General features: G+C 64.1%; 17 protein-coding genes and 4 pseudogenes. 2 read left to right on the top strand and 19 right to left on the bottom strand.

Translation table 11 applies throughout. From position 1 onward, the window contains the following. Positions 1-212 precede the first annotated feature (212 nt). Positions 213-896, bottom strand: a complete 684-nt coding sequence (locus EV284_RS01975; protein ID WP_242625511.1) for a DUF6308 family protein — start codon at positions 894-896, stop codon at positions 213-215. Between the two features lie 150 nt (positions 897-1046). On the opposite strand from EV284_RS01975, the gene EV284_RS01970 reads away from it, so the two are divergent. Further along, positions 1047-1568: a hypothetical protein gene (locus EV284_RS01970; protein WP_130329619.1), complete on the top strand. Its 522-nt coding sequence runs from the start codon at positions 1047-1049 to the stop codon at positions 1566-1568. Here the strand turns inward: EV284_RS01970 and EV284_RS01965 are convergent. From EV284_RS01965 to EV284_RS33040, 6 genes and pseudogenes are all read right to left on the bottom strand, one after another. Next, positions 1548-2057 (bottom strand): annotated as a pseudogene (locus EV284_RS01965) (IS5 family transposase); the annotation flags it as partial. The gene EV284_RS01970 and the pseudogene EV284_RS01965 overlap by 21 nt on opposite strands. Continuing rightward, positions 2057-2140: pseudogene (locus EV284_RS33055) on the bottom strand (DUF6243 family protein); the annotation flags it as partial. The pseudogenes EV284_RS33055 and EV284_RS01965, both read right to left, overlap by 1 nt. 54 nt (positions 2141-2194) lie before the next feature. Then, positions 2195-2562 (bottom strand): annotated as a pseudogene (locus tag EV284_RS33050) (ISAs1 family transposase); the annotation flags it as partial. A 44-nt stretch (positions 2563-2606) separates the two neighbouring features. Next, complete coding sequence (locus EV284_RS01960; RefSeq protein WP_130329617.1) at positions 2607-3263, bottom strand: class I SAM-dependent methyltransferase; 657 nt, start codon at positions 3261-3263, stop codon at positions 2607-2609. A 305-nt stretch (positions 3264-3568) separates the two neighbouring features. Beyond that, positions 3569-3982 carry a hypothetical protein gene (locus EV284_RS33045; RefSeq protein WP_242625510.1) on the bottom strand — a complete coding sequence of 138 codons (414 nt, stop codon included), beginning with the start codon at positions 3980-3982 and terminating at the stop codon, positions 3569-3571. Further along, positions 3979-4539 carry a transposase gene (locus EV284_RS33040; RefSeq protein ID WP_242625509.1) on the bottom strand — a complete coding sequence of 187 codons (561 nt, stop codon included), beginning with the start codon at positions 4537-4539 and terminating at the stop codon, positions 3979-3981. Before EV284_RS33040 ends, EV284_RS33045 begins: the two co-directional genes overlap by 4 nt. Before the next feature lie 19 nt (positions 4540-4558). On the opposite strand from EV284_RS33040, the gene EV284_RS01950 reads away from it, so the two are divergent. Further along, positions 4559-5038, top strand: a complete 480-nt coding sequence (locus tag EV284_RS01950) for a diadenosine tetraphosphate hydrolase (RefSeq protein WP_130329616.1) — start codon at positions 4559-4561, stop codon at positions 5036-5038. A 65-nt stretch (positions 5039-5103) separates the two neighbouring features. On the opposite strand, the gene EV284_RS01945 is transcribed toward EV284_RS01950, so the two are convergent. The 12 genes and pseudogenes from EV284_RS01945 to EV284_RS01890 form a co-directional block, all read right to left on the bottom strand. Then, the gene (locus EV284_RS01945) at positions 5104-5754 is read right to left on the bottom strand and encodes a hypothetical protein (RefSeq protein WP_130329614.1); all 651 of its coding nucleotides are present in this window, start codon (positions 5752-5754) and stop codon (positions 5104-5106) included. Further along, the gene (gene istB, locus EV284_RS01940) at positions 5744-6553 is read right to left on the bottom strand and encodes an IS21-like element helper ATPase IstB (protein WP_242625508.1); all 810 of its coding nucleotides are present in this window, start codon (positions 6551-6553) and stop codon (positions 5744-5746) included. Before istB ends, EV284_RS01945 begins: the two co-directional genes overlap by 11 nt. After that, the gene (locus tag EV284_RS01935; protein ID WP_242625507.1) at positions 6550-7887 is read right to left on the bottom strand and encodes an IS21 family transposase; all 1338 of its coding nucleotides are present in this window, start codon (positions 7885-7887) and stop codon (positions 6550-6552) included. Before EV284_RS01935 ends, istB begins: the two co-directional genes overlap by 4 nt. 207 nt (positions 7888-8094) lie before the next feature. Next, positions 8095-8424, bottom strand: a pseudogene (locus EV284_RS01930) (transposase); the annotation flags it as partial. A 276-nt stretch (positions 8425-8700) separates the two neighbouring features. Then, the gene (locus EV284_RS01925; protein WP_165425441.1) at positions 8701-10281 is read right to left on the bottom strand and encodes a class I adenylate-forming enzyme family protein; all 1581 of its coding nucleotides are present in this window, start codon (positions 10279-10281) and stop codon (positions 8701-8703) included. A 13-nt stretch (positions 10282-10294) separates the two neighbouring features. After that, positions 10295-11203, bottom strand: a complete 909-nt coding sequence (locus EV284_RS01920; RefSeq protein ID WP_130329608.1) for a hypothetical protein — start codon at positions 11201-11203, stop codon at positions 10295-10297. A gap of 873 nt (positions 11204-12076) precedes the next feature. Further along, positions 12077-12625, bottom strand: coding sequence for a cysteine peptidase family C39 domain-containing protein (locus EV284_RS01915; RefSeq protein ID WP_130329606.1), 549 nt, complete (start codon positions 12623-12625; stop codon positions 12077-12079). Positions 12626-12738: 113 nt separating this feature from the next. Continuing rightward, entirely contained in the window at positions 12739-14424 is a 1686-nt protein-coding gene (locus EV284_RS01910) for an AMP-binding protein (protein WP_278045801.1), read from the bottom strand. Further along, a complete protein-coding gene (locus tag EV284_RS01905) occupies positions 14421-14948 on the bottom strand; it encodes an NUDIX domain-containing protein (RefSeq protein ID WP_242625506.1) in 528 nt (175 codons plus the stop codon). Before EV284_RS01905 ends, EV284_RS01910 begins: the two co-directional genes overlap by 4 nt. 59 nt (positions 14949-15007) lie before the next feature. Next, complete coding sequence (locus EV284_RS01900; protein ID WP_130329600.1) at positions 15008-16006, bottom strand: radical SAM protein; 999 nt, start codon at positions 16004-16006, stop codon at positions 15008-15010. 136 nt (positions 16007-16142) lie between these two features. After that, on the bottom strand, positions 16143-17765 hold the full coding sequence (locus EV284_RS01895; RefSeq protein ID WP_130329598.1) for an AMP-binding protein: 1623 nt from the start codon (positions 17763-17765) through the stop codon (positions 16143-16145). Beyond that, the gene (locus tag EV284_RS01890) at positions 17762-19879 is read right to left on the bottom strand and encodes a S9 family peptidase (protein ID WP_165425439.1); all 2118 of its coding nucleotides are present in this window, start codon (positions 19877-19879) and stop codon (positions 17762-17764) included. The genes EV284_RS01895 and EV284_RS01890 overlap by 4 nt, the downstream gene beginning before the upstream one ends. Positions 19880-19931 lie beyond the last annotated feature (52 nt).

The raw sequence follows: 19931 nt of genomic DNA, 5'->3' as shown, positions 1-19931 counted from the left end.
ATTTCAGCGTCAAGATATCGCCCGCAACGCCCACACCGCACATAATACGAACGGGCAAAACCGCAGGTCAGGAGCCATTTGCGGCCGGTTCAAGGATGGCAACGCACTCCACGTGATGCGTCATCGGAAACACCTCAAATTCGAGGACAGCGGTTCGGACTGTCGGCCTCGGCGACCTCCCATGCGCTCCCCTCCACGATCCACCTCACAGCTCAGCTCGTCGCGACCTGACCTTGTCGGCCTTGATGCATCCAGGCGATGACGTCGAACACACGCAGGACGCCGATGTCCTCACCGATACCCGCCTTGTCGCGGAGACAGACCAACTGATCGCGGAAGGCGCCGTTGTCCGCTCGCAGGGCCGCAGCCAGCGTGGCCCAGAAAGAGTGGTCCGCCTTCGGTCGCTCGAACAGCTGCTTGATGCGGATGTCGTAGATGGGGATGAGGTGCGGACGCTTGCGGGCCAGCAATTTGCCTGCGACAACGGGGCCACTACCGTCGGGCTTGCTGGGGTACTGCTTGCTGCCGGCCAGGCGTTCCCACAACTCCCATGCAGGTCCGCCCTCCTCCACGAGCGCATCGCTTCCAGGATTCTCCAAGCGCGCGTCACGAGGGATGAGCGACAGTAGGCGCGCCCAGTGCCCGTCGGGGTCGGTCAGCAGGTTCGTCGCCCCGTGCGGCTTGAGGGAGACACTGAGCGTGGTGATGGCCACCAGGTCGTTGCTCTCGAAGAAGTCCGCGACGTGCTCGGCATCCCCGCCCCCGCCCAGGCGCTCGAAGTGCGCACCGGAATAGAACAGGTCACCGCTTGAGCGTCGCCGGGTGAAGTACTCGACCAACAGGCGCACAGCCTTCTCGTCGTCCCAGTAGATCTCCGGGATCTTCAGTGCGATCACCGAGCGCCCCAACTCCCCTAGGCCCTGTCTGATAAATGATCAAGCTGTGGGCGAGCGAAGTCGTCAGCTGCGTGGCCACAACGGCAGCCGCAGCCGCGAAAGGTCAGGCCCTTCAAACGGACGACATCGGCGCGTGAAAGGCTGAGCCGCATGACCAGTGAAGCCGATGGACCACGTCGAGACCTGTTCCTCCGAGACGGCCTGGCGGCAGCAGACGTGGTACGTGTTCACCGTGAGGCGCTTCGTGTCCTGCGAGACAGCATCGAGACGGCTCACGTCGATGCCTACAGCGATATCGCATGGCCACGGGAAGTGACGCCCGCGTACGAGCAGGTGTTGTCGATGGCCGCCAACGAGGTGGCCGAGGGCGTCCGGTCTGCGAAAGGTGATCCTGGCATGGGGATTGACGTCGATGTCCGCGACGACACACAGTTCGACGTGCTTCTGGCCTTGGCTCCCTACACGATTCATGCCGAGGCGTGGCGACACGGTCGAGGGATCTTCAGCGCCAGCGACACGGGCACAGCCCTGTGGATCGCTGTCACATCAGAGCAAGAGATTCGGCTCATGTCACGGCTCGATGCGCTGGGTGTCCCGCAAACGGCGTTCACGACTCAACCTCGCAGGCGGCGAAGTCTGTTCGCCCGGTGGTCACGGCACCAGATCGCGTAGCCACAAGACGAGCGAACCCAGCTGCAGTCCCGCCTGGTAGCGGGTGGCGAGCTTGTCGAACCGTGTGGCGACGGCCCGGAACTGTTTGAGCCGGTTGAAGCAGCGTTCCACGACATTTCGGTGCTTGTATGCCTCCTGGTCGAAGGCGGGGCGGCGGCCGCCGGCTCTGCCCTTTCGACGCCGGTTGCCGACCTGGTCGGAGCGTTCGGGGATAGTGGCCTTGATGCCACGATGCCTGAGCGCGGCCCGGATAGCCCGGGAGGAGTACGCCTTGTCGGCCAGCACCCGGTCAGGTCGGCGTCGGGGCCTGCCCATCCCGGACCGGGGAACGTAAATGGCGTCCAGGACTGCGTCGAACATCGTGGAGTCGTTGACGTTGCCCGGTGTCAGGACGATGGACAGCGGCAGGCCTCGTCCGTCGACGGCCAGGTGGACCTTGGTGGTCAGCCCTCCCCGGGATCGGCCGAGAGCCTGCCGCGCCGCCGAGCGTTCTGCCGTTCGGCCCGGGACAGCTTCTCGCGCTGGCCGCCGCCCATGCCCACGGGGTTGTTAATGTTCTTGCTCACGGTCACGAGTTCTCCCGGCAATGATTTGAAGTGATCTACGGATGCATCGGAGGGGGGACCGGCGGCGAGGCACTTGCCGTCCACCGCGATCGCCCGGCGCCTGCGGCGCACCAGATCGGCCTGTGCGCAGCCTGGTAGGCCCGGCGCTATTCGCGCTCGGGGCCGCCGTCGGGCATCAGCGGCGCGGGAGTCGCGCGCTCGTCGGGAAACAGGGATGTCAGGCAGGCGAATCCGGCCGCGCCGAGCTCGGCGGGATCGAGGCGTGACAGCACGCTGCGCAGGGGCTTCTCACTCGGCGCCCGGTAGCGGCCCAGGAGCGGGTGGTCGGGCAGGCCGAAGGCGGCCAGTTCCTCGGGGGCCGCCCGCCGGCACCACTACGCCGCCGCGGTGATCGAATCGTGTCACGCGGGCGTCCTCACGCAGACCATCAGGGCACCAGCACGCGTGTCACCAACGTCCCGGGACAGCACACCTAGTGCCGGTGCCAGACCAGCGCGTAGCGCCAAAACAGTCGTCGATGCAGCCGTGCACCGGGTAGCGCCTGGTGGGCGTCGCGAACGATGTCTGCAAAGGTCATAGTCGCCGGTCGGGTCGGAGCGGTCATTGAGGCTGGTAGTGGCGCCTTGCGGCCCTTGTTTTTGATCCAGGCCATGGCGACGTTCGCCGGGATGGCCACGGCGTCGATCAGGTAATCGCTCAGAGACTGCGGGCGATAAACGCCGACGACGACCAGGGTTCCGCCAGGCGCCAGGTGCGGACGCAAGCAGGTGAGGGCCTCGCTGAACGGCATGTGGTGGATGGTGGCGACACATGTGATGACGTCGTAGGGGCCAGGCGGCATCTCATTCAGTGCGTCTCCGACAGTGAAGGTCACCGGGGCGGCGGGGTCTGTAAGCTCCCGCGCGCGATCGACGATCGAGGGATCGATGTCGATACCGTGCACTGCTCCGGCCCGTGAGGCCAGGAGTCTGACGAGGTCACCGCTTCCTGATCCGACGTCCAGAGCCCTGTTGAAACGTCCGGGGAGCTGGCGCAGGATCCACTGGTGATAGTGAGCGTTGTGGTCCCAGGGATGGGTGGCATGGAACTGCTCAAGTGCTCGCATGATGCGGGGCAACAATGTGGTCATGGCGTGAGTCCATCAGCCCGTCGGTCGCCTGCGAAACCACAGCCGAGACAATTATGAGCTGGCGCGGCGCCCGGCCTGGATCGACCGTCAGCCGCTCGGCCGGGATACTCGGCCGAGCGGCGTCTAGTACTCCAGCCGGACTTCTGTATCTCTACTGGTCAACGGCTTGGCGGTTGGGAGTGCAGCGGGGGCTCGGCAACCGTGGGGCGGTCTTGAGCCGGCCGTCCCACCAACGGGTGCCCACGCCGGTATGTAGTGGCAGCGTCGGGCTCGTGCCTGGTGCCGACGCCGCCATCGGGACCAGTTCATCGCGTGGTCGCGGCGGGCAGAATGGCGGCGGGGTTCAGCTGCCAGCAGACGACGGATTTTGGCTGGGGTGAGGTCGACGAGGTCGGGTGTGTCGGCCCGGTCACCCCTTTTTCACGCTCCTGCACAGCCATAACCGCAAGGAAGGTGTGGGCGAGAATGGCGAGGTTAATGTGTCGGTACCAGCCCACGTACCGACGGACCTCGTACTGGTCCAGGCCGCACTCGTTCTTCGCGCTCTGGAAGCTTTCCCCGATCTTCCAACGGCACCCGGCGACGCGGACCAGGTCGGCGACGGTGGCCGTCAGCGGAGCGCAGGCGAGGTAGTAGGCGATCTCGTCGGGCTTGCCGATGCTGCGACGGGCCAGCGTCCACCGCTGCCGGGTCGGCTCGGCACCGTCGGGCTCGATCACGGCCGGCAGGTGGGCGGCGGCCCAGTCGTAGAACCGTTCGCCCTTACTCCCGGCCCTGCCGACAGACGCTGCCAGGCATCCGGAGGGGCCTGGACGATGAGATGGTCGATGCGTCGACCATGGACCTGCTGCGATTTGGGGACAGCGACGATGTAAGGGAGCCGGGCGTCTTCGAGGAAGCGCCGGAAGTGGGAGTCCTGTCCGTAGGCGGAGTCTGCGGTGACCCAGGCGATGGGAAGTGGGGAGGTCTGGGCGCGCGAGATCATGTAGCGGGCGAGGTCACCCTTGGTGGCGAAGGTGCGCTCGTCGGGGATGCGGGCTGCTCGACAGCGTTCTCGGTCCTCCGTCCAGGATTTGGGCAAGTAGAGCTCACGGTCGACCAGGGCGTGGCCACGGGTGGTGGCATAGGCGGCGAACACCCCGACCTGGCAGTTTTCGGTGCGGCCAGCCGTGCCTGATGGCGATTCGTGAAAACGGCCGGGGCCGCTCCTCGCCTCGCTTGGTTCGTTCTTGATGTATGTGGGGAGGTTGGGGAGCGAAGAGCGGGCCTTGATCACCGGTGGCTAAGTTGGGGCCATGACTGGTGACTGGCGGATGGATCGGATCGGGGCTGCTCTGCGAGGTGAAAACCCGACCGTGCTGCGGCGGCTGGAGTCGGGGTTCGCGGTGATCGGCGACGTTCAGTTCTTGCCGGGTTACTCGGTTCTCCTCGTGGACGAACCAGGTGTTCAGCGGCTGTCTGATCTGCCGAGGGCGAGGCGGCTGTCGTTCCTGTCCGACATGGACCGGCTCGGAGAAGCCGTTGAGCGCGTCTGCCAACGCCTGGACCCCGACTTCCGCCGGGTCAACCTGGAGATTCTGGGGAACACCGACCCGTTCTTGCATGCCCATGTCTGGCCGCGGTTCGAGTGGGAGCCGGCCGAGCTGGTGGGCAAGCCTGTGTGGCTGTATCCGGGCGACCGGTGGAGTGACGAGGGCTTCAGGCTGGGTCCGCAGCATGACGTGCTGCGGGACGGTATCGGGAGCGAACTGGATCGGTTGCGCTCGATGGGCTGACGGCCTGAGCCCGCCGACCGTCAGGTCGGCGGGCTCGGTGATCAGTGACGGTCAGTGGTCGACGGTCACTGAGTCCTTCGCAGCGGAACGATGTCGGGGCTGGTGGTGGGGACGGAAGGACGGGCGGCTTCGGGGGTCGCGAGAAGCGCGACGATGGTGACCGGCTGCTGGCAGTGGGGACAGTTGCGGGTCGCGGTCGGTTCCAATGGGTCACGTTCCGCGGCCACTTGCTGACGCGAAAGGGGCCGGCTCAGAGTCTTGGACGGTGGAGGCAGCTCGGGCCACGACGGCAGAGAAGCGGGCTCACCGAGACGACGCGCGCGGTCTTCGTCTCTTGCCTGGTCGCGGCGGCGCTCGGCGTCTTTGCGGCAGGCCGGGGAACAGTAGATCTGGCGGGTGCTTTTCAGGGCCTCGAACGGGCCGTTGCAGACGAGGCAGACGCGCCGGTCCCGGATGTCCTCGCTGGTGCGGGCAGCGACGCGGCACTCTTCCGAGCAGTAGGTCCGTCGGCGGGCGACCGTGGTGGTGAACTCGTTCTCGCAGACCGGACAAGTCTGCCGGGCCGGTTTGCTGTTGCGGTTGGCCGCTTTGCAGGTGGGTGAGCAGAAGACCTGTCGGCTGAAGGGGTAGGCGACGGTGAAGACGGTCTCGCAGACCGGGCAGCGACGTGCCATCTCGGGTTCGACCTCGGTGGTGTCGGGGGTGTCAGGAGACACGGGCGTTCACCCCGGCTCGGATGGTTGCGGCCTGGTTCTGGTGGCCGCGGAGCCGGTAGGAGGGACCATCGATGCCGGCGACTGCGGCCCGGTGCAGGAGCCGGTCGAGCATCGCGGCGGCGACCGTGGCATCGCCGAACGCGGTGGCCCAGTCGGCGATGCCGACGTTGGTCGTCAGGATGGTGCTTGATTTCAGATACCGCTGGTTGATCACCTGGAACAGTGCGGACGCGCCGTCCTCGGGCAGCGGGAGGTAGCCCAGTTCATCGATGATCAGGAGTTTCGGGCCGGCGAAGAAGTTCATGCATGTCTTCCACCGGCCCTCCAGCGCGGCCTTGTGACAGCGGGCGGCCAGGTCGGCCGCGGTGGTGAAGTAGACGCGGTTGCCCGCCTCGACCGCCGCCCGCCCGAGTGCGACGGACAGCATGGTCTTGCCGACCCCGGGCGGCCCCACGAACAGGACGTTGGAGGCGTCGTCGAGGAAGCGGAGGGTGGCCAGGTCGCGGATGAGCTTCTCGTCGACGCCGGGCTGGGCGGCGAAGTCGAAATCGGACAGGGTCCACGGCTCGGGCAGGCAGGCGAAGCGCTCCCGGGCCGCGAGCCGGCGGGCCTCGGTGGCCTCGACCTCGATCTCCAGCAACCGCTCCAGCGCGGCGGTCAGCGACATCCGCTCGGTGCGGGCCTGGTCCAGCACCCGGTTCAGGGCCTCGGCGGCATCGTTGAGCTTGAGATAGGACAGATGGCCCCGCAGCTGCTGGAAGCGGCGTGCTTCGCTCACCTGCATCGGTGACGTACTCAATCCGCGTTCTCCTCCTCGGAGTTGGGGGCGGTCCGCAGCCGGTCGGCCACGGCGGCATAGTGGGACAGGTCGATCACGACCCGTTCGGCCGGATCACCGGCGGCGGCCCGGCCGCGGAGCCGTTCGGCTTCCGCGAGCGCGGCCTCCGAGGGCGGGCGACGGACCTTGGTCTTGCACGGAGCCCGGTCGGTGAAGGCGGCCAGCACCGTCCGTTCCAGCGCGATCACGTGTCCGGCGTCCCGGACGGTCTGGCCCGCGCCGTCGACGGCCCGCCTGTGCCGGGCGATCACCGCCCGGCCGGCCGTGACGACGTGGAGGTAGTCCTCACCCAGCCGGTGCACCAGCCGCACCCGGACGCCCGGCATGCCGGGCGGCACCGAATAGAAGTTGCCGCGGAAGGACACCAGACTCTGCGCGGTGACCGTCCGCTCCACTTCGATCTCGGCCGGGAACGGCCGGACCGGCAGGTCCAACAACGGCTCACCGGCGGCCAGTTCGGCGACAGTGAGGGTCATCCCGTCGACCTTGCGGCGGCGCTCGTCCATGCGGAGCGAGAGTTTGTCGATGCCGGACTGGGCCTGCTCAACCGTCAGATGGTCCGGGACGGTCCGCCACCAGCGTTGTGCCGCCGAGTGGTTGGCCTTCTCCACCACGCCTTTGCGGTTCCCGCGCCGTGGCGGGCAGATGTCGACGCCGGCCCCGTAGTACTTCGCGACCCCGGCGAAGGCGGCGGTGACCTGCCCGCTGGAGGGATAGCAGACGGTAGCCATCCGGTCGAAGCGCCAGCGCCGGGCGGTCCCGCCGAGCTTGCGCATCACCTGGTCCAGAGCATGGACCAGGTGCGGGAACTCCTCCGACTCCGCGAGCACCGCCCGCCACCGGCCCGAATGCGCCAGCGCGCCGACCAGCAGGTGCGCATGCCCGCCCACCGCCCACTCCTGCGGCGGGTCGGGCAGCTCAAGCCAGTCGAACTGGATCTCCTCGCCCGGAGGATGGGCGATCACCGCGACGTCCCGGCCGGTCGAGGACTTGCACGGCTCGCAGTGCGGACGCACCTGATATCGGCGAAGCGCGCGGGTGAAGGTGGAGTAGGCACCCGCATAACCGAGCGCGGTGACCTCGTCGAAGAGCGTGGACGCCCACAGATGCGGGTCGTCCGCCAGCCGCTGACGGCAGTAGTCCAGGAACGGCACGAACGCGTCCGCGGGCTGACGCCGACAACCAGCGACCCGCTCACCGTTCAGATAGGCACGGATCGTCTTGCGGTCCCGGCCCAGGTGCCGGGCGATGGCCGAGATCGTCCAGCCCTGCCGACGCAGCGCATGCGCATCCACGTCTTCCTCCCTGCTGAGCATCCAGGCCCCCGAACAGGCCGAACTCGTAGCTCGCGCAGGCTTTCCGGACGCACCGCCCCCATCCCGACACGCCGACCAAGATCACACAAAGCGCCCAACGGGATCACACAAAAGATGGGGAGATCAACAGAGCAGGTTTGCCCCAGCCCTGAGCGCGGGGTGGGGAAATCCAAATATCGCCATCATGCCGGAGTATTGGCGCTGCAATCCGGCTGAGGTGGTGCCCTTCTTGATGAAACCGGTGTCGTCGACAATCAACACACCATTTGGCATGCCGAGGTGTTCGGCTACGTAAGCTTGCAGGTCGTCGCGCAAGCCGTCGGAGTCCCATCGGCTGTGGGAGAGCAGGTGCTGCAGGCCGTGCGGGGTGGCGTGACCGGCGTACTCGGCAAGCTGCCAGCTGTTCTTGCGGCCTACCGGGCCGAGCAGTCCACGGATGTAGTCCCGCATCCGCCGCCGGGCCTCCACGCGGAAAAAGCGGGCTCCGGTCAGTAGGAAGAGTTCTTCGAGTTCCAAATTCCAGGCGTTCGTCGATACATCGTGGATCACAACAACGGACTGCTCGTGGCCCAGTCATTACATGCGGCATGGGGCACCCGTTGGTGGGACGGCCTGCTCAAGACCGCCCCACGGTTGCCGAGCCCCGCTACACTCCCCACCGCCAAGCCGTTGACCAGCAGAGATACAGAAGTCCGGCTGGAGTACTAAGCTTGGGCTGCTTGCCGGAACGGGTCAGCATGGATCCAGCCAACACCATGCCTCGACGACACCACCAAGATCGTGTTACGAGCACTACGCGGGGTTTGACGCGCCACGCAAATCGACGATGCCCTCTTTGTGGTTGGAGAAGAGAGACTTCACTTCCGCTCGGACTACCTTGCCCATGGCATTCCTCGGCAATTTCTGGATGACAACTGTCCGCTCTGGTATCAGCTCAGAGGTGAGCCGCCTGTATTCACCGACGAGCTGTTCGCAGGGCGTCGATGTATCAGAAGGAACGATCGCGGCAGCAATCACGTCGTAAGGCTGATCATTTTGCTCCAGGCCCACCACACTCGCTTCCTTGATAAGTGGGGATTCGCGTAGCAACCGCTCGACCCTGAAAGAATTCACTTTCAAACCGCTGGGGAGAATGAGCATCTCCTTGTTGCGTCCTACCAGGTGCACCATTCCCCGGTGATCGATATACCCGAGATCACCCGTACGGACCCAGCCCGATTCGAAGACTGCTTTCGTCTCCGCAATGTCACCGAAGTACTCGATTTTTCCCGAGGAGTTGGCGGCCTTGATCGAGATCTCGCCTGTCCGGCCGGCCTCCACCTCCTTGCCGTCGGCGTCGATGACCCGGACCGAGGTAGCAGAGCTCATCGGCCCGAGAACGTCGAAGTTCTCTCGGTCCCACACGCTCATGAGTACGGCCTTCCCCCCCTCCGTCGTGCCGTACATCGACATGATCCGCGCCTTGGGAAGCAGCTTCTGCACAGCGTCACCGATGTCCAGAGGCAGAGGGGAGCCTCCGAACTTTAGATAGCGGACGCTGGCGAATGTGGCTGGGTCAATCAGGTTCAGACCGACCAAGGTGCCAGCCAGTGAAGGTGTCAGCATGAGCTCGTGCGGACGGTGGATCGATACCGCATCGGCGGTGTACTGCGCGTCCGCCGCATCGTCGTAGCGCGTCGGCGGGGTGGCCACCACACTCAGCACACCGCGTTCCAGGTGGTTGATCAGGACACTGTGGACTCCGGCAGAACTATGGGGTTGGTAAAGAGAATGTACGCAGACTCGCTGACGGCGAATCGGCATCAGGCGAGCAACGCTGACCCAGTCGGAATGACGGCAACGCACGGCCTTGTAGCCACCGCTCACCGTCCCCGACGTGTAGACGATATCGAGCACGCTGCCGGATCCTAGATCGGCATCGTCCTGAGGCTCACGGGCACGGTCCGCCACCTCGTCTACCAGGTACCAATCCTTGCCCTCGCGGTGAACGTGGTTGCCCACCACGCAGATGGAGACCTGGGCGTGCTGGATACGTGCTTCGATCCGTTCGTCGTGGTTCTCGATCGATACAGGCACGGCACCGAGGCGCATCACTCCCAGGTAGGTGACAGCGAAGCCGATCCAGTCGCGGCGGTCAAACACCAGACCCACGTGGTCACCAGGCCTTGCCCCCAGCTCGTACAGGCCGTCCCGCAGGATACGGGATCGGGTATCCCATTCCTGGTATGTAATCGACGCACCACTCGACTCGTGGATCGCAGTGTGGTGGGCATCGAAACGCGCTCGGAAGCGCAGCACATCCAGAAGAGAACTAGGATGCGCCGGAATGCTGTGAGTACGGGAGGAGAATTGAGATCGGTAAGCCTCAGACATAGTCATTAACCTTTCACTCCTGCCAACGTGCGATAAGACTGATGGATGCGCCGCCTTGCCCGTGGTACACGATATGGAAATTTAAGCCACCCTTCACTCCAAGTCTCCATAGGACGCCTTGCGGAGCACGAGAAAGGGGCCAATCAGTTCCGGAGAGGACGTCCCATTGCTGAAGGGTGGCCAAAAAGAACGGGTCTGCCGGAACCCAAGCACCAGCCTGCTCGATCTCCGGCCAGGCATGGATGACGGGATACGGGCCAGCCATGAACAGTCCCCAGGCTGGCCGTGAATTGAGTCCTGATCTGTTGGCAATATGAACCAGGTGCCCGGTAGCGGAACGACAGTCTGCAAGACGGTGCTCACGAAGGAACCCGGTGTCGTCGATGAGCTCGGGCGGCAGCCGGTGATAAATTAGAGTTCCCGCCTCACGGATAACAGGATCCAACGCAAGTCCGAAATCGTGGGCCCGATTCTCGATGACGGCGTCCAAAGTTATGGATTTTTTGCCGACCAAACTGACTATTCCTAAGGCCCGTTTGAATTCCGGCGAGATAGAGAAATGACATTCACCGCTATGCCCGGGAGCGGGACATTTCCAGCGAAGTTTTACCTGACAGGTGGGATGCTGCTGTCGAGATCGCGGCTTGGCCAAGGATCTGGACCATAGCCGCATGGCGCTCCAATGCAGAGCCGGCAGTCGCAAGAAGGTACCAATGTTTTCCAAGTCCAATGGATCAAAGTGCGTATCGCGAGCTGTCCCTCGATGAGGTAGCCCGAGATCGAGCAACCTGGACCGGAGGGCTTCGTCGAGGCCAAATATCCGCTTCGCTACCGAAATCGGGACGCTGAACTCACGGAAAGCATCCGGAATCTTCAGGACCCTGTCCACGATCTCAGATTCCAGATTAAACAATTCAGACATAGGGGAAACCTAGCAGCAGATCAAAACATATATCAATAGCACACGTCAGGATGCCTGGATGCTACAGATTGGAGTTACTTCAGGTTGATCTCGGCGATCTGCCCACTCCTCAACAGGAATGCGCCCGATCCGCTCGCGCCCTCGGGGGAACGGCGTGGGAGTCCCCCAGTGGCTGCCCAGTCCCGCCTACGTTTCTGGACATGGACATCGCCGACAGGGTGTCCGCCCAGCCTTCCCGAACCGCGTGCGGGTTACTGAAAAATCTCCCACGTGCCGGCACCGAACCCGGCGCCGGCACGGCTTGTGCTGCCGCCATTGGCCCGCCCACTGCCATTGGCCCCTGCGAGCGGTACCGTCCGCGTTCGCGTTCACAGCCGGTCCGCCCTCGAGGTTGTGGATATGCATGCCCGGCTGTCTACTGAGCCGCGGCCCCACCTCCACCATCAGAACATGTGTCCGCGGAACCAGTTCGCGACCATCCGGGGCGAACGTCGATCCGACCATGCCGCTCCCCACGATGAGAATGTCCACGGTGCGCGGCAGGTCTTCCCCTGTGCAGCCACCAACGAATCTCGCGGCTCGTTCACGCTCGCATCTCCTACCTCAATCGACATGTGCGTGGCGCTCATCTGTCCGCTAGCTTTTTGACTGCTCAAGGAAACGCGGCGCCCCGACGTCGATGCAGTCGCTGCCTCCACGCGCCATCCGCTGTCCCGGCCGCTTTTCACGCAGTCCAAGGTCTGGACGCTTTATGGAAACGTGAAGTTAAACGATGAATCGCCGCGCGGGTCCAAAACCACGCGATCTATTCACTCGAAACAAAGCCCCACAGGTGAAGAAAGGGAGAGCCGTTATCGAGCAGTCTTGAGGAGATCACAGCCCTGAGAGATTCGTGCTTGCTGAAATTTCTCCTTCAGCATCGCCTTCCTCTGCATCGCTTGACGGAGCTTTTTTCTCCTGGAAGAGGATAGCGACCCCACCGTAATGGCGTTCTGCCTCAGCGATTGAGAGACGAACACGGCCTATAGCGGGATCTATGATCGTAGCGCGACGTTTATTCGCCGCGACGAGGACAACGAAATGGCTCTGCTTCCAGAACAGAATGCAGGCGGGGGGCAACCGGTGAAGGTTGCTGACCGCGACCCTCACCGCCCGCCCGGCCAGGCCGTACGATTCGAGCAGATTAAGAATTTCCCGCGCAGAAAGGCCGTCAGGCCGCAGATCAGCCCGCTGCCGGACAGATTCCAGGCTGACGCGCCTGCCATGACGGGCCAGGACCATTACTCCACAGGCTGGCCCGCAGTCGTTCGTTCTCTCCTGCAGGACGACACGAACCTTGATCTCCTCGACCAGGCGACCGATCAAGGTATTCCAGCGTGCCAGCACACCGACCGTTCCTACGTCAGCCTTTTCATACCTCATCAGTGATCAGCTCCGTATAATGCCGATCATTCTTGACGTCGAGGAGACAGGGGAGATCGATCTCTAGCTGGAATCCATATTGGATCTTCGCGTTCAACAAGCCCCCACCCACTTCAACTACGCTTCTCAGCGGATACGGCAATCAGAGATTCTCGGGCGTCTCCGGTCAGTCGCTTCCGATCAATTTTTCCATTGCCATTGAGGGGCAAGGATTCAACAAAGGACCAGCGTGTTGGGACCATATAGGCGGGAAGGTCTACACGCATACGGGCGATCATTCGGCTCGCGACAGGAGTGGTGCCGGACCGGGGAACGACGTAAGCGACCAGCTCGGCTGACTCGATCTTATCGGGGTGAGCGAGTACGACTGCGCTGTGGATTACGTCGTCCAGTCCGTTGAGTACCGCCTCGATCTCGGCAATCTCGACCCGGTGCCCCCGGACTTTCACCTGAGTGTCAAGCCTTCTGACGAAGGCGTACTGGGACCCTTCGATCTCCCGGACCACGTCCCCGGTCCGGTACCACCGATCCCGACCATCCGAGTCATCGGGAAGCCGGCACAGTGCTGTACCACCCTCACCCGGACCACTCCAGTAACCCGAGAATACCTGGGGTCCGGCGACGCACAACTCGCCCTCACTGCCTGCGGGCACCGTCCGCAGATCGTCATCGACGAGCCTCAGGTCGAGCCCCGGGTTCGCCACGCCGATCGGAACGTTGCCGTTCACCGCGAGCCGACCTGACGCGCCGGGTACCCAGCGGTGGGACATGCAGGCGAGGGTGGCCTCCGTGGGGCCATACAGGTTCTCGATGACCGAGCCGGGTGCGGCCTCGTGCCAGGCCTGGGCGAACCGCTCCGGGAGAGCCTCGCCGCAGAAAAGGCTCCAGCGGAGAGTGTCAAACCTCCCGGGCACAAGTGCGCGCCGTTGCCGCATGAGCGCGATCAGCGAAGGGACGGAGAACCACACAGTAAGGCTCTGACGCGTGATGAACCTTGCCGGTTCCAGAATGTCGCGGGGACCCATGGTAAAGATGCCAGCTCCGCACCCCCACGCCATGAACATGTCGAAGAATGAGAGGTCGAACGTCTGGTTGAACGTCTGGCTGAAGCGGTCGAGTTCGGTGAAGGCGTACCGTTCGGCCGCCGTGCGGAGAAAGTGCGTTACGTTCCTGTGGTAGATCGGGATACCTTTGGGTTCACCGGTTGTCCCGGAAGTAAAAAGCAGGTAGGCTGGGCGGCCGTCGTCGGCCTGCCGTGGGAAATCCGTCGCAGCGCACCGTTCGATGTCGACGGCATTCAGCATTCCTGAGAACCGGGCCGCTGAACGGGGGACGAACGGCAGCACAAGACGGGGCGGATCGTCGACGGCGGAGACGAGTTCCCTGATGCGTTCCGGCGAGGTGCCTGCCGCGAGGACCGCATCGAGTCGCGTGGAGCGGATCACCTTCCGCAACCGAGCGTCGGGATGCTCCGGGTTGAGAGGCACGACGGTCGCGCCGGCCCTAAGCCCGGCGAGGATACCCGCGTAGGCGGCCAGTTCCTTGTTCGCGAAAATGCCGACACGCTGCGGACGGCCTCCTACAGCCTCGTGAAGTGCGGTCGCCCAGGAAGCGGACATCTCACTCAGCTCCCGGTAACTCCAGGTGGCAGTGGCGGTGGTCACCGCCGGCAGGTTTGGGACCCGGGCCGCCGAGGCGAAGAATCCGTCTTCCAGCCGGGCCGGGGTCGACGGCAAGCTACTCTGCCCCGCCCGCTCTGCCGCCAGTGCGCGACGGGGGGATGCGGACGCGCCGTTCACGACCGTTCCCCCGGCATCGTCGCCCGAAGCTCGCAGCGGGGGCCCGAGGTCCGACCCCCGCGCCGCGCTGCCGGGTTGTCGCAGGGAAGCAACTGAGCCAATTGTCTCTGCCCTTCGTGAATTCGAAGCGTGGCGGTTCGTTGGGCGGCCAGGACGTCCTGCAACCGAGGCTTGTACAGCGGATGGAGCCTGTCCAGCGCGGTCTCGACCTCCACCCACTCGGCAGAGATCGACTCGTCGCTCGGCCCAGGCTCTCCGGTGACGTGGTCAGCGACGAAGAGACCTGCCAAGATTCCCCGGCTCGGATGCTGGTACATACCGATCAGGCCCCGGACCCTGACGACGACACCGGTTTCCTCGAACGTCTCCCGCTCCGCCGCATCGTGGATCGCTTCGCCCGTCTCCACAAGCCCGCCGGGCAACTCCCAACGTTCCGGTGAACGCCGAAGGTTCAGCAGAACCCTGCCACGCGCCTCGAAGGCAACACAGGTAGCACCGAGTACGTAGGAGCCGGGCTTCGCCATTTTCATTACATCCTTTCAACTGCGCGTCGACCCAATCCTGCCATCACGGCACTTCAGTTTCATGCGAATTCAGGCAGCGCTTCCTTGCCGGCGAAGACGGAGCGTCCCGGAACGAGTCCGAGCTCTGCCAACAGTCCTGAGCCGTATCCCGGGCGGACAACGAAGCGATTCTTGCCATAGATCAGGTAACGTTCACTGTCCCGCTTCGGCGTGAAATTTACGGTCATAACATTGGCCCCCGCCAGATAGCCGCTCTTCTGTCCGTCTTTTCTGTTCTTAGCCAGTGCGCTGACCGAGGGGATGAGCCAATCAGGACTCACCAGCCGACTGGCCGCGAGCGCGTTGAGGGTAGTGTCCACGTCGCCGGGGGCAAGATGCGCGAGAGGAGTTTCAGGAGCAGGCACGAAGGGCGAGAAACTGCACATATGGATTCCCATGTCACGTGCGAGAATAATGTCTCGCGCAATGCTCTCCAAAGTTTGCCCGGGAAGTCCGATGATCCCGCCGGAACCTACCTTGAATCCGAGTTCCAGAAGGTCCGACATGCACTTGAGGCGGCTCTCCAGAGTCTCGTGCCTCATGCGGAGGTTGAGGTCCGGGTCACTAGTCTCATGCTTGATGATGTAACTGGTGGCCCCCTGCTCCCGCAGCCACTCATATTCACTTCTCTTCTTATTCCCCAGATTCAGCAAGATCTCAACGTCACCATCGAACATCTTCGTGATTGTTGGCAGCGCCGAACCCACGACACGCGTGGTCTGCGGGATCTCGCCGGCCTGAAAGAAGACGACGTTGATTCCGCTGTCTTTGATATCTTCAGCCGACTCGATCAGGGTTTTTTCGTCGGCAAGGAAGGTTGCATTGTCCCGCGTGTTTTCACGCCGCATAGGACAGAATTCACAGTTGACCCGGCAAGTGTTCCCGATTTCCGTGACACCGCGCAGCACCACACGATTTTCGAATACCCTCTGCCGCTCTTTCCGCGCCTTCGCGAAAAGTTCCTCCTGATCTTTCCCCCTCAGTTTCAACATATCAATTATCTCGTGCTCGTCGAGCATCGTTTTCCCCTTAGTAGATCGGGACAGTCATGAGGTGACCGCAACGCCATGTCGCCGGGTCTCCCCCACGGTCCCACCTGCGATTGACATCTCAGAACGATTTTGACCACCGGGCCTGATCGTCCCGGGATCTGTCTCAGATCTTCTGCGCGATCTCTCGGAGAAGATACTTCTGTACCTTGCCGGCGAGGTTCCGCGGGAGCACATCGACGATCTCGATGTGTTCTGGCCAGAAATTTCTGGTCACCCGGTTCTTCTCCAAGTGGATCTGAATGTCCTTCAGGTCCACAGTCCCATCCTCGACGACCACGGCGAACAGGCACGCACGTTCGCCGAGTCGCGGATCCGGCATGGCCACGATGGCGGCATCGGCTACCGCAGGGTGGGCAAGGATCAACTGCTCGATGTCGTTGACCGGAATCTTCTCACCACCCCGGTTGACAATGTCCTTGGCCCGACCGGTGATTCGCACGTGTCCTGTCTGCTTGATGACCGCCAGGTCACCGGAGCGGTACCAGCCGTCCGCGCTAAACGCCTCTCGGCTGAGATCGTCCCGGTCGAGATATCCCGTGAAGACGAACGGTCCCGTGACCTCCAGGTGTCCCTCCCGTCCACGGCCCAGGTCGTCGCCGTTCTCGTCAACGACCCTGATACGCACTCCGTCAAGCGGATAGCCGTCCTCGACCGTCTGTGGGTCGTCCGCGGGGGCGGCAAGAGTCGCCATACAAGTCTCGGTGCTTCCCCAGGCTGCACAGATGTGCGTTCCCAAGAGCTCACGCGCTCGGGTCGCCAGCGCTCTGGGAACCGCCGAGCCCGTGATGACGAAGGTGCGCAGCGATCGGGGCACCGGAACGCCGCGGTCGACCGCGTCGACCATGTCGACCAGAAAGGGCGCCGTCCCCTGCATGAAAGTCCCTTGCCACAGTGCGAACGCCCGTAGTGCTCGGTCAGCGTTCCAGACAGGCTGGATCACCTGAACGCATCCCAGCGATAGAGACAGCCACATCCCGTAGAGGAATCCGCTGTGGTGGGCCATCGGGGAGGCGATGTGCACGACGTCTTTCTCCGTGAGACCTATGCGGCGGCTCATCAGGGCCACCGCACGGTCCAATGTCCCCATTCGATGAGGTACACCCTTCGGCTCCTCCGTGGTGCCGGAGGTGAACATCAGATGCGCGATGTCGTCCGCCGCGTTCGTGGCGACGCTGCCGGCCGACAGCTCCACGGGGGCGTGTTCCATCGCGGTCTGCAGGTTGCGCCGGGTGACGGCGGACACGTCTGGCCGCGTCCCTCCATGAGCGGGGGCGGGTTCCGGATCACAGCTGACCAGGAGGTGACGCAGATGGGGGGCAAGGCCAGAGTCGACCATGTCCATCGCTTCGGCCGCCTGGTCACGTCCGCGGAACATCGAGGCGACCACCAGCACCCGGGCACGGGAACGTGCCAGGGCATGGCCCAGTTCACGCTGACCGAGGACGGGGAGCACCGGGCAGCAGACGGCACCTATCCGCAGGGTCGCAAGGGCCATGACGACGAAGTTGATGGAGTTGGGCAGTTGCACCACCACGTTCTCTCCCGGCCGTACTCCGAGTTCGAGGAGTACCGCGGCGGCCCGGTCGGCCCGGTCCACCAGCTCCGCCCAGGTCAACGTGACGTCGACATCGTCGCCAAGCTCGACGACAGCCCGCCCTCCCGCATCACGACGGGCACGCTCCCAGACCACGTCCACGAGCGAACGGCAGTCCGTATCGGGGTTCATCCTTGACTTCCTTCCCGCTCCGAAGAGAAGATCGCGGCCGACTCCGAGGAGCGGCCCTCCGCGCCGATGCTCCGGTAGCCAGGGGTGGTGGGCTCACCAACGTGTCGGGAGAGCCATCGCACGATCCGCTGGGCGTAGTCCTTCTGCTGGCTTATCGTTCCGTTGTACATAAACAGATGGCCGGCCTGCGGATACCGAACGAATTCGACCTCGCGTTCCGCCCCGCGCAGTGCGGTGAACCATTGCTCACTCTGTCCGATGGGGTTCATCAGATCCTCCTCGCCGTGCAGGAGGAGGGTCGGAGCGGTCACACCCATGGCATAGGTCAACGGTGAACTGGACACATACCGTTCGGGTACCTCGGCCGGCGTTCCGCCCAGCAGAATGGGCACAGTGATGTCGCCGAGCGACGAAGTACCGTGCAGGCTCTTCCAGTCACACACACCGGCGACGCTGATTCCCGCTGCGAACCTTTCCGTCCGCGCCATTAGCCAATTCGTCATGAACCCGCCGTGGCTGGACCCCATGACCGCTATACGGCCTTCGGTCGTCAAACCCGCGCGGACGAGGGCATCAAGAGCAAGAGTGAAATCCTCCTCCTCACTCCACCCGAGCCGGCCGAGCGGACTCGACATGAACTCGTCTCCGTAGCCGTCGCTCCCGCGGGGGTTGAGCATGAGGATGTTCCAGCCGCGGTCCACCAGGAGCTGACGGTAGAGGTAGTACGGGGAGAAAGCGGGGCGCCAAGCGTTGTCCGGGCCACCGTGGATATCCACCAGAGTGGGACCCGGCACTCCGGCGGGCCGACCACGGAGAAGATAGCCGTGGAGGCGTTCATGGGCGGGCGACTCGACCCAGAAATCCTCAGGCGCGGTTACGTGCCGGTTTTCGAGCCACCGGTTCAGCGCGGTCACGGGTGTGATGTCGTCTCCCCGCTCATCGGCCGTGTAGACCTCGCCCGGCGACCCGGCGTTACTGATGACGAGGGCGAGCCTTCCCGAGGAACTCGCCTGGTCCATGCACTGCACGACCGTGGATTCGCCCGACACCCAGGGCGTCACACTGCCGTCGGCAAGCGTCAGGGCATACACCCATGTGCATCCCTTTTCGCGAGCGCAGAAGAGCAGTCGTCCGCCCGGGACGAATACTGCAGCCGGGGTGACACCGCGGCCGGAGGCCATGACACGCCTGTCGAAGTCTGGCAGCAGGTCCTGAGGGGCGGACTCACCCGGCCGCAGGGTGTACAGGCTGCTCTGCCGACAGGGACCCACGCCCGTCTGCCCGGCGAAGATGACGTCGCCGCCGGGTATGTGGCCGGTCCAGGCGATGGTGCCCTTCCAGTCGGCGAGCTTCCGGCTCGACAGAGAGGTCGTGTCAACCTCGGCCAACTCGCATACCGCCGTCGGCCCGTGGCGGTGCCGATGGATTCTGGCGTGAACCAGGGTCCGGCCGCTTGGCGACCAGGAGGGAGCCTGGACGTCGAATGCGCCGGAGGTCAGCCTCCTCACGGTTCCTGTGGTCGCGCTCACGACGGCCAGGTGGCGGTGAACCTCCGGGACGAGGCCGACGCCGTCCATCTTGTATCCGAAGTCCCGGACCACGACAGGATCGGTCCGTCGATATGGCCGCTCACCTCCGCGGGGAGACCGGGCGGCCTCTTCGGGAAGGGCTGCCACGAAGGCCAACTCCTCGCCATCCGGCGACCAGGACAGGTGCGAAATCGCCGTCATCCCTTCGGTCAGCCGAAAGCTGGTGCCGTCTTCACGCCGCCAGACGTGGATAGCCCGCCCCGAGCGGTCTGAGCCTTCGTTCCGGGCCAGGTAGCCGAGTCGGGTGCCGTCCGGCGACCAGCACGGCGCGTCGGCTCCCTCGATAACCGCCAGCGGACCCCCGGCACCGGCATGCCCCGTGCTGGAGACGACTTCGAGACGGGTCGTCCACCGGTCATGGTCCTCGTCCACCCACCGCACGGTGACGGCAACGAGCTCGCCGTCCGGGCTGAGCAGCGCCTGTTCGGGAAGCTTGAACTCACCCAGGTCGGACAGGCCAACGGGAAGTGCATGCGGCCTGCTTCCTCCCCCAGCGAAGAGAAGAGGTGTCGAAAGTGAGCTCATGTGAGTGTCCCGTGGTGTCAGTAAGGAATTCGTGAGTAGTGTCAGCTCGGCC

It is taken from the genome of Streptomyces sp. BK022 (assembly GCF_004217355.1).
GTDB classification, from domain to species: domain Bacteria; phylum Actinomycetota; class Actinomycetes; order Streptomycetales; family Streptomycetaceae; genus Streptomyces; species Streptomyces griseoluteus.
The sequence above is the reverse complement of the archived record's forward strand: the minus strand, read 5'-3'. Positions and strand labels throughout refer to the sequence as shown.

What these genes read in the sequence shown, in the direction of transcription:
- EV284_RS01905 (WP_242625506.1), bottom strand. Translation starts at nt 14,948, where the DNA reads ATGGCGAAGCCCGGCTCCTACGTACTCGGTGCTACCTGTGTTGCCTTC.
- EV284_RS01960 (WP_130329617.1), bottom strand. Translation starts at nt 3,263, where the DNA reads ATGACCACATTGTTGCCCCGCATCATGCGAGCACTTGAGCAGTTCCAT.
- EV284_RS01915 (WP_130329606.1), bottom strand. Translation starts at nt 12,625, where the DNA reads ATGAGGTATGAAAAGGCTGACGTAGGAACGGTCGGTGTGCTGGCACGC.
- EV284_RS01920 (WP_130329608.1), bottom strand. Translation starts at nt 11,203, where the DNA reads ATGTCTGAATTGTTTAATCTGGAATCTGAGATCGTGGACAGGGTCCTG.
- EV284_RS01900 (WP_130329600.1), bottom strand. Translation starts at nt 16,006, where the DNA reads ATGCTCGACGAGCACGAGATAATTGATATGTTGAAACTGAGGGGGAAA.
- EV284_RS01970 (WP_130329619.1), top strand. Translation starts at nt 1,047, where the DNA reads ATGACCAGTGAAGCCGATGGACCACGTCGAGACCTGTTCCTCCGAGAC.
- EV284_RS01925 (WP_165425441.1), bottom strand. Translation starts at nt 10,281, where the DNA reads ATGTCTGAGGCTTACCGATCTCAATTCTCCTCCCGTACTCACAGCATT.
- EV284_RS01950 (WP_130329616.1), top strand. Translation starts at nt 4,559, where the DNA reads ATGACTGGTGACTGGCGGATGGATCGGATCGGGGCTGCTCTGCGAGGT.
- EV284_RS01895 (WP_130329598.1), bottom strand. Translation starts at nt 17,765, where the DNA reads ATGAACCCCGATACGGACTGCCGTTCGCTCGTGGACGTGGTCTGGGAG.
- EV284_RS01890 (WP_165425439.1), bottom strand. Translation starts at nt 19,879, where the DNA reads ATGAGCTCACTTTCGACACCTCTTCTCTTCGCTGGGGGAGGAAGCAGG.